This window comes from Paenibacillus sp. fava2 (assembly GCF_058313675.1).
In genome coordinates, this window is sequence record NZ_CM177755.1 from 4,605,022 (window position 1) to 4,619,296 (window position 14,275).

A 14,275-nucleotide genomic window follows, 5' to 3' on the forward strand; every position below is an offset into this window, starting at 1 on the left:
TTTCTAATCTTCCTCCCCAGTTTCAGTTGTAAAATCAGATCCGAATTATACTTTGAGAAATCTTTCACATTGTTTCGGATCTGTTATTTATTTTGCCTGAAAGCGGGGGGCTTGCAAAATACGTGTTTGCTATAATACCTATAACCGTTTAGTTATGGCTGTGGTGCAGTTGTATAAGAAGCTTGCTGCTCGTCAGAGGGAATTTAACCCTCCAGCTGCATTACGACTTGCTCAACCTCGGCCAGATTATCCACTACCTCCTTACGCTGTCTGCCCAGCTCTGCTATTGCGCTGTCGATTGACTTTATCCGTTCCTGCAGCATTCCCGCGGCATATATAAGCACACCTGCCGTCCCGCAGCCGGCTCGCTGCTTATAATCAAACAGTCCTTGAACCTCCTTCAAGGTAAACCCCCACTGCTTCAGCTGTGCGATAGCCTGGAAATCCCGAATCTCCTTCTCCCCAAAAAAATAACGTCCCCCCTTAAGCTCCGGCTTCAGCAAAGCCAGCTCCATATAGTGGCGAACCGTATCCACAGTAGTTCTCATCCGGCCTACAAAAACACCGATCTGCATTCCTTTCCTCCTTGCCACGGGGTTAACCCCATATGATTAACTTCAATTATATTCCATATGAAGGGGGAGTAAGATGATCTATTTCTTAATAGTCCTATATGCAGTGCTAATGGGAGCTGCGGCATTCGTTAAACGCCGGAACCTCGGCCCCACGCTTACAGCTGCTAATCTGCTGGGTTCAGCCATACTGGTGTGCACACCGATTCAGCCTATTTTCTTGTGGCTAGGGCTTATGTGGCTGATAGGCTGTGCACTATGTAACGGACATGTGCTGCAGGGCCGTATCCGCATACAGCATGTACTTATCAGGGGTGTTTTCTCACTGTTTTTATTGATCAGCTACACTCTTTTATAGGCCGCTGATAATACAAAAAGCACCGGAAACCCGCGGCTTTATCCGCTTTTTTCGGTGCAAATCTCAAACATATCACGCCTTTGAACAGGCTATCTATTGTACAGACCTCTGCCGACAAAATTGGCACTGACCGGCTCTTTGCCGATCTCCCGCGCCCAGACGGAGAGCTGGCCAGTGTGGTGGATTTCGTGGGAGATCAGGTGCCGCATGACTTCGCCGCATGGATGGGGTACCTCTCTGCCGTCATCCAGAATGTCGATCATCATCCGGTTCTCCAGACTGTCATTCCAATTATGGACAAACGGGGCAAGCTCAGCATGGCAGCGCTCCGAGAACCCTTTTACCAGCTGCACGCTGGCTACCTCCCCGAAGTCAGGAATATAAATCTCACGCTGCTCTATTCCGCCGCAGATCCAGCCGTACTCCACCGCCACAATATGATAAAGCGTAGGCAGAAAATAGCCGATGCCGCCGGTACGCTTCTTCATCAGCTCCTCCATACTCACCGTTTCACACCAGTCGAACCATTCCTTGCGGACCTGCCAGTTATATTCGAACAGCTTTTGCATGGTCAGAGCCTCCTGTAATCGTATTGAACTGCAGAATAAGCGCAACAAAGCTATGGCTGCATTTGTATTAATAGTCGGCTGACAGCATTCCCTCTATACGATCAATCAGCTGGTGCAGCCCCGCTTCATCACCTGCATACTGGCGGACATCACTTCCAAGCAGCTCATTAACCCGTCCTCTGACAAAAGTAAGGCTGTAAGCTGCACCATCATATTGTCCTGTGTGATCAGCCAGGCTGTACGTTATACTATCGACATTATCAATCAGGCTGAACAGCACAATCGAATTATGGTAAAAAGCATCCCCGCTGATCGCACCGTTTGAGCTCACACCGACAGAATCATGCATGTCAAGTTTAATCGTCAGACCGTACGGCGGAGCCACCGTCTGCAGCGCCATCCCCGCAGGCTCCAAGCCCTCCGGTACCGGCAATGCGCCGATCAGCCCGCCAACCTTGCTGGCAGCTCCCACATAGGGGGTGCGGTTCTTTAACAGCTGCTCCACACTGTATCCATTATAAGGAAGCTGTTCAGGTGACGCTACAGGCTTAGGATTCACTATACAGACTGCCAGAACAACGGTGATAAAGACAAAGGCTATCGCGGTGATCCAGGCTGAAGGCTCGCGGAAGGCGAGTACATTTTTAATTCTGGATTTTACATTGCCTTCTCCAAAAGCAAGCGGACTGCCGGAAGGCATCCCCCTTCTCCCCGCTGCAAGGGTTAGTAATGAGGTAGAATAGCTCCCTTTAATCCCGTTGCCCAGCTTCCTTACGACAGCTTCATCGCAGGACATCTCCATATCTTTGCTCATGAGCGCATACGACAGCCACATCAGGGGATTGAACCAGTGAATGATCAGCAGCAGGAAGGCAAAGGGCTTGATCCAATAATCCAGCCTGCGGATATGCGTCTGTTCGTGCAGTACGATATAAGGCAGCTCCTGCCTGCTCATTCCTGTTGGAATATAAATCTTCGGCTTAATAAACCCGCATACAAAGGGTGCTGCAATCTGATCCGACTCAAAAATATTCTCCCTAACAAGTGTTGCCGTCCGCAGCTTAACAGTAATGCGTACATACGATACCACACTGTAGAGTAAAAGAACGACTGCACCTGCCAGCCAGATCATACTTCCCGACCACAGGATAAGCTGCAGCGGATTTACGCTTGCCATCGGTGCTGCTTCCGGGAAAGTGCTGTTGATCAGCCGGCTGATTCCGCCAATCCCCGCATCCACAGCCGGCTTCAGCTGCAGCCCGATATCGGGAGGGACAAATTCCATTACTCCAGTTCCCGTCTGGCTCTGGCTACGGGGCTGGAACAGCTGCAGCAGGCTGAAGCCTGAAGTGAAGGTGACAGGGAACACTAGTCTGACCAATACAGCCGACCATAGCAGATAGGAGAAAATTTTGGGGACACGGCGCAGAAATAACCTCGTTAAGATCACCGCTGCAGCCACATAGCTGGCCGTAATGCTCATATTAAGGACGGTGACGAACAGGCCCGTAATCATCGGGTCGCCTCCTCAATAATCCGCTTCAGCTCCTCGGCCTCCTTTTCAGACAGCTTCTTTTTGCCGAGAAAAGCGGTTAAAAATTGCGGAAGCGATCCGCCGAAGGCTTTTTCCACTACCGTCTGGCTTTCGTATTGCTGGGCCTCTTCTTTTTTGATAATGGCGGTAACAGTTGCGTCTTCGTTCTTCAGAATCCCGCGCTCGCACAGCTTACGGAGCACCGTATAGGTCGTTGACTTCTTCCAGCCCAGCTTACTCTGGCTCAGCTTAACCAGCTCTGTTGAATTAATCGGCTCGTTATCCCAGATCAGGCAGGCGAATTTGTACTCGGCATCGAACAATTTGTAGGTTTCCATGCAGCTCCTCCCCTTTTTAAGTTTACTACAGTAAACCTCATGACTTGAGTCTATTGCAGTAAACCTAAAAAGTCAAGCCGCTGCTCAGCCCTTTGGCGTACTCACTGGCATTGCCGTTCCGGAAATCCTGATCAGTCTGGCACCAAGCACAACAAACCACGCTGCAAAAGCCAGCTGACATATGAACGTTACGGCCGGCCCGATCAGCCAGGGAAAAGATCCGATCAGATCCAGTATCCCCGCGGCAAAGCCCAGATAGGCAGCAGCCTTACCGAGCGGGCTTTTTAGAATGACAAGACTTAGGACAATTGTTGCGATCCCCATGATGAGCGCCGCCGTATGCAGCCCCCCGTAATACAAGCTGAACATCAGCTTTAGGCTCTCGGCGGATATTTCAATATGGAAGACAGGGTAAACCAGCCGCCCCAGGATGATGACTAGCAATATGTAGACGGGAATGCTAAGCGCCAGAAGTGCGCAGCCCAGCAGGGTTTTTGGCAAATCTGTCTTCACCAGAACCTGATATAGCGCAGCAATAGCCGGTATCAGACACAGCGGGGCAAAGAACAGCAGTTCGTCTGCCATGGACATATTAAACTTCCACCCGGCCAGCCATTCCATCAGCCCAGCATCCGTAGTCGCTCGAGGAGCAGGCACCGGCAGCATAAACAGATACTGTATAAAAAAGAGGATCCCCGCCAGAATCAGCGCGACCCCGCCAAACTTTGCGACACTTGGATTGGATTGCATAGGCTTCAGCTCCATCCCCGGTTAATTTGGATATAAGGCTTAGTTGAACAGTTCCAAAAGATCACTCAAACGGTTAATCGTATAATCCGGATCACTAACCTCTCCAAACCCGTAGCTTGCAAATACAAACGGGATTCCGGCGAATGCCGCCGCTTTCTGGTCTCCCGCTGTATCTCCCACGTAGACCGGACTCTCCAGATTGTTTCTTTGCATGATCAGCCTGATGTTCTCGCCCTTGGACAGCCCCGTCCGGCCCGGGTTCTCATAGTCCGCGAAAAACCTACCCAGCTGATGGTACTCATAAAAAGCCTCGATATATCCCTTCTGGCAGTTGCTTACGATGAACAGCTTGTATTTTGCCGATAAAGCCGTGAGTACTGCTTCAAGCTCCTCATACAATGATCCGCCCTGCTTGACGAGGTAATGGCACTCAGCTTCACAGCACTCATCAAGAAGTCTCTGCTGCACAACTTCTTCCATCCCGGGCAGCAGAATTTTACCAACCTCAGCAACCTGCAGGCCCATGATCCCCTTTAAACTTTCCTTGGTAATCACATGCGGAATATCTCCATACCTGCGCAGCACATCATTCCACGCCACCGTCACCACATCCGAAGAATCCCACATCGTCCCGTCCAGATCGAAAATAATGCTATCCATGTTTGCCTCCTGCTATAAGTTATCATTTGTGCTATTGATGCCTGTTGGACCTCCATACATTTGTACGAACTCTTTAAGGTCTTTGAGTGTAGAAGGGATAAAGCTCTGATCCGACAGGAATTCAAACCTAAGCTCATTTTCCTGAGCTGGATATTCTTTATAGAAACCTGTGCACATGATGTGCCCCTGCCAGGTAAACGTGCATTTAAATTCCAGATTATGCTCAGTGCTACTGAATGACGCTTCTCCACTGAGATCTTCAAATGATTTTTTTAGCTGCTGATAAAATAAATATACTTCCCCCGTAGAGAACCATAGTTCGCCGCTTGCTCCAAAGCCGCTGCTCTTAATTTCAACAATACCATTGGCATCGTAACCTCCAAAAATACTTGTGCTATCAGGAAACCCAAACAACTCTTCCAGCTCCAGCTTCAAATAACCTTGGTTTCCTCGTAGTATAAATCCTCCCCGGCCATTCACGCAGATTCTTCACTCCATTCGCGCATCATTACAGTACTTGTTTGCGGTACAAGGCTGCCTCCTCCATTAAAGAAGCACCAATTGTTCCGGTTCCGTATGGACGATCTTTGCCCGGCGCAACAGAGGTATCCGACCAGTCTGTCCACTCCAGCATCGACCCCTTTTCAACGAAAGCCGCATACCTTTCCTTGTATTCCTTCAGCAGGTTTTTGTCCTCTTCAAACTGATAGTGCTTCATCAAATCCTCGAACAGATGGTTCCACTCTTGCCATCTTTAATCATTTGAACCCTTCTTCCTTACCTGATGTTCAGCCAGCAACGAGGCAAGAAATGCCTCCAGCTTATCATCCTCCAGATGGAATAAATCAACAATATTATACGGGAACAATATTCCCCTGCTTTCCTCTTTTTCAAAAAGCTCTCGTCTGCCGAATGCATTATTGGCCTTAGAGTATCTGCTCTCGAGCACAGCCATCAACTGAAAAAATCGCATATCAGGCTCCTGCTTCCATAACTCCTGCACCATACCCATTATCCGCTCTATTCTCTCCGGATCCCGCATTCTCTCTCCCCCTGCATTTGTGTTATACAAACATAATATCAGCTGCCGCACCATTTACATATAAAGGATTGTATAGTCCTTGCTCCCCCTGCGCACAAAAAACAGGCTGCCTCACCGAGGCAGCCTGTCGCAACGTCATAGATTAAAATACTTTTGTCGTCCACGATTCGCAGTTCCACGTATCGGTTACGATATCGCGGTAGAATTCCGGTTCATGGGAGATCAGCAGAATGCTGCCCTTGTAGGCTTTGAGCGCACGCTGCAGCTCGTCCTTGGCGTCTACGTCAAGGTGGTTCGTCGGCTCATCGAGTACGAGCAGATTGGATTCGCGGTTAATCAGCTTGCAGAGCCGGACTTTGGCTTTTTCGCCGCCGCTCAGAACTGCAATCTTGCTCTCGATGTGCTTGGTGGTCAGGCCGCACTTGGCAAGGGCCGCACGGATTTCGAACTGTGTGAAGGACGGGAACTCGTTCCAGATCTCTTCGATACAGGTGTTGTAATTGGCTTCCTTCATCTCCTGCTCGAAGTAGCCGATTTCCAGCAGATCGCCAAGTCTAGCGGAGCCGGAAATAGTCGGGATCTGGCCGAGGATGCTGCGCAGCAGTGTCGTTTTACCGATACCGTTGGCGCCGACGAGAGCGATCTTTTGTCCGCGCTCCATGCTCAGGTCAAGGGGTCTGGAGAGCGGGGAATCATAGCCGATCACCAGATCCTTCGTCTCAAATACTACCTTGCCGGAAGTACGGCCCTGCTTGAAGTTGAACTGCGGCTTCGGCTTCTCCTTGGCCAGCTCGATGACTTCCATCTTATCCAGCTTCTTCTGGCGGGACATCGCCATATTCCGGGTAGCTACGCTCGCCTTGTTGCGGGCAACGAAGTCCTTCAGGTCGGAAATTTCCTGCTGCTGGCGCTTAAAAGCAGACTCAAGCTGCTGCTTCTTGGCCTCGTACACCTGCTGGAAATACTCGTAATCTCCGACATAACGGGACAGCGACTGATTTTCCATATGGTAGATCAGGTTGATTACGCTGTTCAGGAACGGAATATCATGGGAGATCAGAATGAAAGCATTCTCGTATTCCTGCAGGTAGCGCTTCAGCCATACGATGTGCTGCTCATCCAGATAGTTCGTCGGCTCATCGAGGAGCAGGATGTCCGGCTTCTCCAGCAGCAGCTTCGCCAGCAGTACCTTTGTCCGCTGTCCGCCGCTCAGATCATTTACATCCTTGTCCAGACCGATATCGGTCAGTCCCAGACCGCGGGCCGTTTCGTCGATTTTGGCGTCGATCATATAGAAATCCTGGTTAGTCAGCGTATCCTGGATGGTGCCGACATCCTCAAGCAGCTGCTCCAGCTCCTCAGGAGTCACATCGCCCATCTTGCCGTACATATCGTTCATTTCCTGTTCCATATCAAACAGATACTGGAAGGCACTGCGCAGCACATCACGGATCGACTGCCCTTTGGTCAGCACGGCGTGCTGATCCAGATAACCTGCCCGCATACGCTTGGCCCATTCAACCTTGCCTTCGTCCGGCTGAAGCTTGCCTGTGATGATGTTCATGAAGGTAGACTTACCTTCACCGTTGGCCCCGATCAGACCGATATGCTCACCCTTCAGCAGGCGGAAGGATACATCCGTGAAAATAGCCCGGTCACCAAACCCGTGACTCAGCTTCTCTACATTTAATATGCTCATGAAGTTAACACCTTTTCCTTTACAAAGTATACTCGTCATATTATAAAGGTTTTGGTGCCGCAACTCCAGAACGGTTTTCAAATTCAGAAAGAAGATGTATTTTAATTGATTTTTACATAGGAATTTTCAGTATTTTCAGGTAATCTAATAGAGTTGAATTCCGGACCTGCAATGTAATAGAATGAACTAATTAAAGCGAAAAGGATGCGCATAAGCAATGCGGTTGAAAGAACCACGCACACTCAGTAAAAGATCCATACTCTTCTTCTCTATCATTATGCTGGCGAAAAGCTACTTTGCCTGGTACTACCTGTTCGAGGACGGGCCGACCTGGAGTACCTGGTTCAAAGAAATCCCCTTTATCCTGATTATCTTCTGTCTGATTGAGTGGTTCGCCACCAAGCGGAAGATTGCTATTTACATGCTCGTCAATCTATTAATTACCGTTTTATTTTTCTCGCTGATCGTCTATCACAATCATTTCGGCATTATAGCTACTTCACAGGTAATCGGCCAGGCTAAGCAGGTGGGTGCGGTCAAAAAGAGTATTTTCGCCGTTATCCATCCGCAGTACATGCTGATCTTCCTGGACATCATTATCATCACCCTGATTATGCTCAGCCGCAAGAAGGCACTGGCCTGGAAAAAAGCAATGTCGCGCCGCAGCAACCGTAAGGTTGTAGCCGCTCTCTTCTGCATCTCACTGGTCATCTGTATGATGAATATTTTTCCGAACAAAGCCAGTATGAACGAGACGGTTCAGGCCGAGCAGATGGGCATTCTGAATTATGAAGCCTATGCCCTGCTGGCAGACCAGGAAGAAGAGCTGATCGACAGCTCTGCAATTACGCAATCTGTGATTGATCAGACCAAGGGCATCACAGCTACGTCTACTCCGATTCTGAACGGGGCAGCCAAGGGCAAGAACCTGGTCATCATTCAAATGGAATCCTTCCAGAATTTCCTGGTTCATCTGTCGATTGACGGGCAGGAAATCACACCGAACATGAACAAGCTGGCGGACAGCAGCATCTATTTCCCGCGCTTCTTCCAGCAGGTCGGCCAGGGCAACACCTCGGATGCGGAGTTTATCGTCAACACTTCGTTCTATGTACCGCCGGATGGTCCGGCGACCGAGATTTATGCGCCAAAAGAGCTGCCAAGCTTACCTAAGCTACTGCAGGAGCAAGGATACGATACCGCCACCTTCCATACGAATGAAGTGGATTTCTGGAACCGCGGTGAGCTTTACCGGGCACTCGGGTTTAACCGTTATTATGACAAAGCTTTCTTTGGCGAGGACGATACGGTTTTCTACGGCGCCTCTGATGAAGTGCTCTATTCCAAAACTTCTGCAGAGCTGGCCCGGATGAATGAGAGCAGCCAGCCGTTCTATTCCCATGTCATCTCGATGTCCTCGCACAATCCGTTCACCATTCCGGAGGACAAGTACAAGATGAAGCTACCGGAGCGGTATGAAGGAACGTTCGTCGGTAATTATATCCGTGCCCAGAACTATGCAGACTACGCACTGGGACAATTCATCGCTGAGCTCAAAGAGAACGGCGTATGGGACGACAGCCTTGTTGTACTCTACGGGGATCACCGCGGCCTGCCGATTTTCTCGCTGAAGGATGAGGATAAGGTCCTGCTGGAGGAGATTCTGGGAAAAGAGTACACCGAACGCGATCTGATCAACATTCCGCTGATCATTTCTTCTGCCGGCGTGCCTGTTCCGAGTGTACAGAACCAGCTCGGCGGTCAGGTGGACATCCTGCCTACAGTAGCCAATCTGCTTGGTGTTCCACTGGACAATCATATTCACTTTGGCCAGGATATCCTGAACCAGAGAGAGTACAACCTGCTGCCGCAGCGTTATTATCTGCCGACCGGGTCCTTTGTCAATAACGAGGAGCTGTTCCTGTCCGGCAGCGGATTCGAGGACGGCCAGCATTACACGCTGTCCGGCGACGGCGACAAGCCGCTGCAGTCCACGGAAGACGAGTTCAACTCTGCACTGAAGCTGCTTCAGCTGTCAGACAGCTATGTGTCCCAGCTGCCGGACCGCGAAGTTGCTGAAGAATAACACTTTGTAAATAGAAACAGCCACTCCTGTCAGACCGGCGGGGGTGGCTGTTTTTTGTTTGAGCATAATGTTTTTAGAAACAGGTGAATGAACTGATCCGGTTCAAATCAATGCCGAAATAGGCCCAGGAGAAGCCGAACCATCTGAATCCGGCAACAGAATTACGTCCGACGAATACCGGGAAGAACCAGAATTGCTCGCCGTTGTTCAGCCAGACATAGGTGTTGCGGAACAGGCAGCGTCTGATCCCGCCGGGATCAACGGCATATGCGGTAGCCGTCATTTGCGGTACGAATTGCGGTGGTGGAGCCGTTGGCGCTTGAGCACCGCCTGGTCCTCCTGGTCCTCCCCCTGGTGTCCCCGGAAATCCGCCTGGAAATCCCGGCCCTCCCGGTCCTCCTGGTCCACCTGGTCCTCCCGGGAACCCCGGAAATCCTTGGCCGCCACCCGGCCCTGGAAAAAATCCCATATGTGATCGCTCCTTTTCATTGAGTAGGCATTATCATCATATGCATTAGCGGAGAAGGCGACTGGGCGGATGCCGATAAAACTCCGCGGGCTGGCACATAAAGATGGACGGTTATCCGCTTATGCCGATTTCTGATGTAGCTTAGAATAAGCGTAGAAGACTGAAGGGGCTGTGATTGCAATGTCCGTTCAAAGAGACAAGCGGGTGCAGTATGGCATCCTCCGCAATAATACTTCTCTCGCTGTTCATTTGCGGTGAGAATGCCTACCGCATTCAAAACGAGAAGAATTCCGTTACTATGCAAGACACAGATAAGTTACTGCAATGGCTCCGCAAAGAGCAGAACAGGCGGGGATATATCGTACAGCGGCGTCTGCAGCTTGCTTCAATCGGGCATAGGCCGTTTGACATCCGGATTATGGTTCAGCGAAAAAAAGCCCCTGCATCCGCCTGGAAGGTGACAGGAAATCTATTCCTGCTATTTCCGTCTCTTGGCACTGGTAACGCGCGTCACCTGGAACTTGTTCACTCCTACCTGTATAATGGCAAACTGGCTGTAAGAAGTGCCGGAAGAAGTATATGGGTCCGCTTCAATGCTACCGCTTGGCGTTCTGACTGTTGCACTGATTTTGGTCAGCAGACACACGCCGAAGCTCTCCAAGTCTCATCACGCTGTACACTATAATTGTCGTCACTGCAAAAAATGGATGCATATTCAACCCTGCCATATGCATTAAACGAGGTAGAATTAAAGATCTGCACTGAAATAGAATTGGTAAGAATGGTGGACAAGAAAAAAAAGTATGTTTGCCTGGTGGATGGGAGGCGGAGAGAGGTGGCGGTGTATTTTGCACAGCAGCGGGATTCCAGATTTACATGTCCTTGAAGTAATCTACGTAGTACCCCTCAGAATCCCAATAATCTTCATGTTCTTTATAAATATCACTAATCTTTTCTTTAGGTGCTCCGCAGCGTGCAAGAAGCCAATTATTAATATGTTCAATATCCTTATTTTCACCATTTTCATCATCCCAAATAAAATCCAGAACCCCTGATTCCCGGGAACCACTGTCCGGCACATAAATGGCATAGTCTGATGAAAAATAACCGGCCAAATCATAGCATACCTTTCTTAGATAAAGCTGACTCTCCTCATCCAGAAGAAAGCTGCTCCATCTGATAAAATGATGAAAATAACAAACCTTTTCCGAGAAAGTAAAATCCAATCCGCAAGGGCCTTCGATTTCCACCGTGCCTCCGGTCCCCTCAACCACCTTCCATATCTCCCCTTCATACTTAGGGTTATGCGGAAGCAGATAACTATGAAAATCATCAATATGCTTCAATGCTCGGGAATTTAGCTTGTTACACAATATTTGAATATCATTCCTGTTCAGCGTATGGCCCAGGTAAGCCGTAAAATCCACTCCCATTTAAACACTCCCTTGAAGTATGATAGAGATATACATGAAACGATGGCATCTAAGATATAAGTGTATTCTGTGCAACTAAAATGCGCTAAAAAGCCTCTTTTTTAGAAATAAGTGTATTCCATACAGCTAAACCGGGCAGAAAACGCTCATTTGCTCCAAAAGCGCAGATATAGTTGCACAGAATACACTTAAAGTTGCTCCGCCCCTGCAAACAGGGAATATAGTTGTACAAACTGCAGTTATTCAGATAACGAGCGCTATAAATGACTCAAACCTTCTCCAGCTCACTTTTATACAGCTCAAAATTCTCATCATCAAAACATACAAATACTATCTTCTTAATATTTGACTCGTTATTTAATAGATACTTGGATACCTCATCAAAAGCGATTCGACAAGCCAAATCCTTCGGATAATTGTATATACCAGTACTTATATTTGGAAAAGCAATACTTGTAACCTCGTTTAGTTCAGCTAGCCTTAATGAACTCCTGTAACAGTTCCTCAGCTTCTCTTCTTCATCCTTCGCTCCACCATTCCAGACCGGACCAACCGTATGTATAACCAAACGGCATTTCATATTTCCTCCCGTGGTTACTACCGCTTCGCCCACTGCACAGCCACCTTGCCTGCTGCGAATCTTCATGCACTCTTCTACTATTGCTCTGCCTCCAGCTCTATGGATAGCTCCGTCTACGCCCCCGCCACCCAATAAACTCGTGTTAGCCGCATTAACGATTGTATCAACATCCATTTTGGTGATATCGCCTTGAATTAACTGAACGATTGAGTCGCGAATAATAACTTCCATGAGTGCCCTCCACTATAAGTTTACCGTTAATATAGAATATTTCTCGAAACTTAGCACATCATCGATTGCCTTTCCATCAAAGTCCTGCAAGTAATGATATTTGGCAATCAGGCTTTCTTTAAAATAAACGTTTATTGTCGTTTGTAAAAATTCAACCGGATTATCAAACTGATAGTTAATAACGAGTGCAATACGCTCATTTGTTAGCTCGATAGTAGAGATATCTTCATTTCGAAACAATTCAAAATAATCTTCAGGGTCTTCATCTTTCCAGGTATAAATCCAGTCCCAGAACCCCTCTTTTGCTACCTCGAATGGTTTATTCTCATCTACGAATTTTCTTAATTCAGTCGTATCCAATCGTAATGCACCTCCAATTGCGTACAAATTTACTATTTATTCATTCTGGTATTTTAGACCATATCAAAATGTAACCTTCCGTCTCGTTCACTTATGCAAGGCTGACGTTCTTTTATGTGAGTGTATTCTGGATATCTGCTCATTAGGCTGCGAAGCATACAGATAAGGACAGGGTCGCTCCATCATCACAAATACCAAAGCAAGCTTCCGCCTTTTATAAAGTAGTGATTTGTTTTTATCATATGCTCATATCCATTCATTAACTTTCACTACTCTCAGCACTAATAATGTTCATTCATCACTACCAGGGCACCTCCCCCCAAACCTCTCTACGCGCCAAAAAAAGCCGCTCATCATTATATGTATAGTAAAATAAACGATCATCCGGCTGTTCATACCGCTCAAAGAGTTCCTGAGATATTACCGCAGCATCAAAAGACCACAGTTCCGCGTTGCTCCCGGTAATGATTGCTTCCCACGGTTTTCCGTCCGTAACTTCACTGGTAAAATATACACCGCTCTGCTTATAGCTGCCGGAAAGCTGCGTCATCAAATCCCACAGATATGGCTTAACTTTGCCGGCCAGCTCACCTGATCTGTAATTTGCTGTAATCTCATCAGTCCAGAATAACAAATTAATCTCAAGCCATGACTCTGCCAGCTCAGAAAATACTTCAGGAGTAAGACCAACCACATAAGGCCTTACATGCAGGGAAAGCCCCTCTAATGGGACCTCCTCTGCATCTGCATTGCCTCCCTGATACATAAAGCCGTTATCCGCCAGCTCCCATTCAAGCCCGCTGCAGAAATAGCTATTGTCCAGGCCAACTCCGGCGAGAAACGCGGCAAATTCATTAAGTACATTTGTGAAATTGCCGGCGTCACACCTTACACAGGTTTGGATATGCGAATACTCAGGCACTAATCGTTCTCCTCCGGCGTCCAATCCATGACCTCTTTCCATTCCCCGTCCCTGCTCTCCCGCTCATAAGCGCTGCCGACCTCTCCCTTGAACGGCTCCAGCAGACTTGGATCCTGATCCATGATCGAATAGACATGCATAAGCCTCACATGATCGGAATTGTTAAGATAGGCCTCATCCTCATCTCCGGCGAACAGCCGCCAGCCGCTGTCCTGCTCCCGCTCAGGCGTCTGCCGGTACATCCAGTGCACCGCGCTGCCCGGCTCCAGGCATTTCTTCGAAACCAGTGCCAGCTTCTCGCCGACTGCCAGCCACAGTGGATCTCCTTCGCGGAGAAGGGTCCGGGCGATATGTTTGGGTTCAAATTGCACCGTATCTCCTAGCTTCAGCGTCTTTAGAACCTCAGGGGCATTCGTCAGGATTCCCGTGTACTGGCGGCTCACCTGATCCTGGCCGGTAATTTCCACCCACATCCGTTCAGCACGCGGCCCGGCAGCCCCGGGATTCGTCAATATGAAATGTAGCCGGACCATTTTTCCGGCCTGCTGTGTGTTTCTTTCCTGCTCGGAGGGGATGAAGAACGTTTCCGGGTGCAGTAGGCTGGTCTCTTCTACGTTTTCTAAGATCCATTCCATTAGGCATTCCTCCTCAAGCGGTTATTACCCCATTTAC

Annotated in this window: 18 protein-coding genes; 2 read left to right on the forward strand and 16 right to left on the reverse strand. The window is 48.7% G+C overall.

What is annotated here, in order from left to right; all coding sequences use genetic code 11:
- Positions 1–203: 203 nt before the first annotated feature.
- The 10 genes from AC4G46_RS20130 to AC4G46_RS20175 form a co-directional block, all read right to left on the reverse strand.
- Positions 204–575 carry a MerR family transcriptional regulator gene (locus tag AC4G46_RS20130; protein ID WP_491124272.1) on the reverse strand — a complete coding sequence of 124 codons (372 nt, stop codon included), beginning with the start codon at positions 573–575 and terminating at the stop codon, positions 204–206.
- Between the two features lie 444 nt (positions 576–1,019).
- Positions 1,020–1,499 carry a DinB family protein gene (locus tag AC4G46_RS20135; RefSeq protein WP_491124273.1) on the reverse strand — a complete coding sequence of 160 codons (480 nt, stop codon included), beginning with the start codon at positions 1,497–1,499 and terminating at the stop codon, positions 1,020–1,022.
- A 67-nt stretch (positions 1,500–1,566) separates the two neighbouring features.
- A complete protein-coding gene (locus AC4G46_RS20140; RefSeq protein WP_491124274.1) occupies positions 1,567–3,015 on the reverse strand; it encodes a M56 family metallopeptidase in 1,449 nt (482 codons plus the stop codon).
- Complete coding sequence (locus AC4G46_RS20145; protein WP_068725472.1) at positions 3,012–3,371, reverse strand: BlaI/MecI/CopY family transcriptional regulator; 360 nt, start codon at positions 3,369–3,371, stop codon at positions 3,012–3,014. Before AC4G46_RS20145 ends, AC4G46_RS20140 begins: the two co-directional genes overlap by 4 nt.
- Before the next feature lie 84 nt (positions 3,372–3,455).
- Positions 3,456–4,121: a hypothetical protein gene (locus AC4G46_RS20150; protein ID WP_491124275.1), complete on the reverse strand. Its 666-nt coding sequence runs from the start codon at positions 4,119–4,121 to the stop codon at positions 3,456–3,458.
- 39 nt (positions 4,122–4,160) lie between these two features.
- Positions 4,161–4,781, reverse strand: coding sequence for an HAD family hydrolase (locus AC4G46_RS20155; protein WP_491124276.1), 621 nt, complete (start codon positions 4,779–4,781; stop codon positions 4,161–4,163).
- 12 nt (positions 4,782–4,793) lie between these two features.
- Positions 4,794–5,261, reverse strand: a complete 468-nt coding sequence (locus tag AC4G46_RS20160; protein WP_491124277.1) for a WapI family immunity protein — start codon at positions 5,259–5,261, stop codon at positions 4,794–4,796.
- 28 nt (positions 5,262–5,289) lie between these two features.
- Complete coding sequence (locus AC4G46_RS20165) at positions 5,290–5,499, reverse strand: hypothetical protein (protein WP_491124278.1); 210 nt, start codon at positions 5,497–5,499, stop codon at positions 5,290–5,292.
- 36 nt (positions 5,500–5,535) lie between these two features.
- Positions 5,536–5,823: a hypothetical protein gene (locus AC4G46_RS20170; RefSeq protein WP_491124279.1), complete on the reverse strand. Its 288-nt coding sequence runs from the start codon at positions 5,821–5,823 to the stop codon at positions 5,536–5,538.
- Between the two features lie 142 nt (positions 5,824–5,965).
- A complete protein-coding gene (locus AC4G46_RS20175) occupies positions 5,966–7,522 on the reverse strand; it encodes an ABC-F family ATP-binding cassette domain-containing protein (protein WP_277469470.1) in 1,557 nt (518 codons plus the stop codon).
- Between the two features lie 217 nt (positions 7,523–7,739).
- Between AC4G46_RS20175 and AC4G46_RS20180 the strand changes: the two genes are divergently transcribed.
- A complete protein-coding gene (locus tag AC4G46_RS20180; RefSeq protein ID WP_491124280.1) occupies positions 7,740–9,608 on the forward strand; it encodes an LTA synthase family protein in 1,869 nt (622 codons plus the stop codon).
- A gap of 73 nt (positions 9,609–9,681) precedes the next feature.
- On the opposite strand, the gene AC4G46_RS20185 is transcribed toward AC4G46_RS20180, so the two are convergent.
- Complete coding sequence (locus tag AC4G46_RS20185) at positions 9,682–10,077, reverse strand: collagen-like protein (protein WP_491124281.1); 396 nt, start codon at positions 10,075–10,077, stop codon at positions 9,682–9,684.
- 211 nt (positions 10,078–10,288) lie between these two features.
- Between AC4G46_RS20185 and AC4G46_RS20190 the strand changes: the two genes are divergently transcribed.
- The gene (locus AC4G46_RS20190; protein ID WP_491124282.1) at positions 10,289–10,762 is read left to right on the forward strand and encodes a YheC/YheD family protein; all 474 of its coding nucleotides are present in this window, start codon (positions 10,289–10,291) and stop codon (positions 10,760–10,762) included.
- A 187-nt stretch (positions 10,763–10,949) separates the two neighbouring features.
- On the opposite strand, the gene AC4G46_RS20195 is transcribed toward AC4G46_RS20190, so the two are convergent.
- From AC4G46_RS20195 to AC4G46_RS20215, 5 genes are all read right to left on the reverse strand, one after another.
- On the reverse strand, positions 10,950–11,510 hold the full coding sequence (locus AC4G46_RS20195; protein WP_491124283.1) for a hypothetical protein: 561 nt from the start codon (positions 11,508–11,510) through the stop codon (positions 10,950–10,952).
- A gap of 268 nt (positions 11,511–11,778) precedes the next feature.
- Positions 11,779–12,321 carry an O-acetyl-ADP-ribose deacetylase gene (locus AC4G46_RS20200; RefSeq protein ID WP_491124284.1) on the reverse strand — a complete coding sequence of 181 codons (543 nt, stop codon included), beginning with the start codon at positions 12,319–12,321 and terminating at the stop codon, positions 11,779–11,781.
- 12 nt (positions 12,322–12,333) lie between these two features.
- Entirely contained in the window at positions 12,334–12,681 is a 348-nt protein-coding gene (locus AC4G46_RS20205) for a hypothetical protein (protein ID WP_491124285.1), read from the reverse strand.
- Between the two features lie 301 nt (positions 12,682–12,982).
- Positions 12,983–13,603 (reverse strand): hypothetical protein, encoded by a 621-nt coding sequence (locus tag AC4G46_RS20210; protein ID WP_491124286.1) that lies wholly within the window; start codon positions 13,601–13,603, stop codon positions 12,983–12,985.
- Positions 13,603–14,238, reverse strand: a complete 636-nt coding sequence (locus AC4G46_RS20215) for an immunity protein Imm33 domain-containing protein (protein WP_491124287.1) — start codon at positions 14,236–14,238, stop codon at positions 13,603–13,605. The genes AC4G46_RS20210 and AC4G46_RS20215 overlap by 1 nt, the downstream gene beginning before the upstream one ends.
- Between the last annotated feature and the right edge of the window lie 37 nt (positions 14,239–14,275).

What these genes read in the sequence shown, in the direction of transcription:
- AC4G46_RS20130 (WP_491124272.1), bottom strand. Translation starts at nt 575, where the DNA reads ATGCAGATCGGTGTTTTTGTAGGCCGGATGAGAACTACTGTGGATACG.
- AC4G46_RS20135 (WP_491124273.1), bottom strand. Translation starts at nt 1,499, where the DNA reads ATGCAAAAGCTGTTCGAATATAACTGGCAGGTCCGCAAGGAATGGTTC.
- AC4G46_RS20140 (WP_491124274.1), bottom strand. Translation starts at nt 3,015, where the DNA reads ATGATTACGGGCCTGTTCGTCACCGTCCTTAATATGAGCATTACGGCC.
- AC4G46_RS20145 (WP_068725472.1), bottom strand. Translation starts at nt 3,371, where the DNA reads ATGGAAACCTACAAATTGTTCGATGCCGAGTACAAATTCGCCTGCCTG.
- AC4G46_RS20150 (WP_491124275.1), bottom strand. Translation starts at nt 4,121, where the DNA reads ATGCAATCCAATCCAAGTGTCGCAAAGTTTGGCGGGGTCGCGCTGATT.
- AC4G46_RS20155 (WP_491124276.1), bottom strand. Translation starts at nt 4,781, where the DNA reads ATGGATAGCATTATTTTCGATCTGGACGGGACGATGTGGGATTCTTCG.
- AC4G46_RS20165 (WP_491124278.1), bottom strand. Translation starts at nt 5,499, where the DNA reads ATGAAGCACTATCAGTTTGAAGAGGACAAAAACCTGCTGAAGGAATAC.
- AC4G46_RS20170 (WP_491124279.1), bottom strand. Translation starts at nt 5,823, where the DNA reads ATGCGGGATCCGGAGAGAATAGAGCGGATAATGGGTATGGTGCAGGAG.
- AC4G46_RS20175 (WP_277469470.1), bottom strand. Translation starts at nt 7,522, where the DNA reads ATGAGCATATTAAATGTAGAGAAGCTGAGTCACGGGTTTGGTGACCGG.
- AC4G46_RS20180 (WP_491124280.1), top strand. Translation starts at nt 7,740, where the DNA reads ATGCGGTTGAAAGAACCACGCACACTCAGTAAAAGATCCATACTCTTC.
- AC4G46_RS20185 (WP_491124281.1), bottom strand. Translation starts at nt 10,077, where the DNA reads ATGGGATTTTTTCCAGGGCCGGGTGGCGGCCAAGGATTTCCGGGGTTC.
- AC4G46_RS20190 (WP_491124282.1), top strand. Translation starts at nt 10,289, where the DNA reads ATGGCATCCTCCGCAATAATACTTCTCTCGCTGTTCATTTGCGGTGAG.
- AC4G46_RS20195 (WP_491124283.1), bottom strand. Translation starts at nt 11,510, where the DNA reads ATGGGAGTGGATTTTACGGCTTACCTGGGCCATACGCTGAACAGGAAT.
- AC4G46_RS20200 (WP_491124284.1), bottom strand. Translation starts at nt 12,321, where the DNA reads ATGGAAGTTATTATTCGCGACTCAATCGTTCAGTTAATTCAAGGCGAT.
- AC4G46_RS20215 (WP_491124287.1), bottom strand. Translation starts at nt 14,238, where the DNA reads ATGGAATGGATCTTAGAAAACGTAGAAGAGACCAGCCTACTGCACCCG.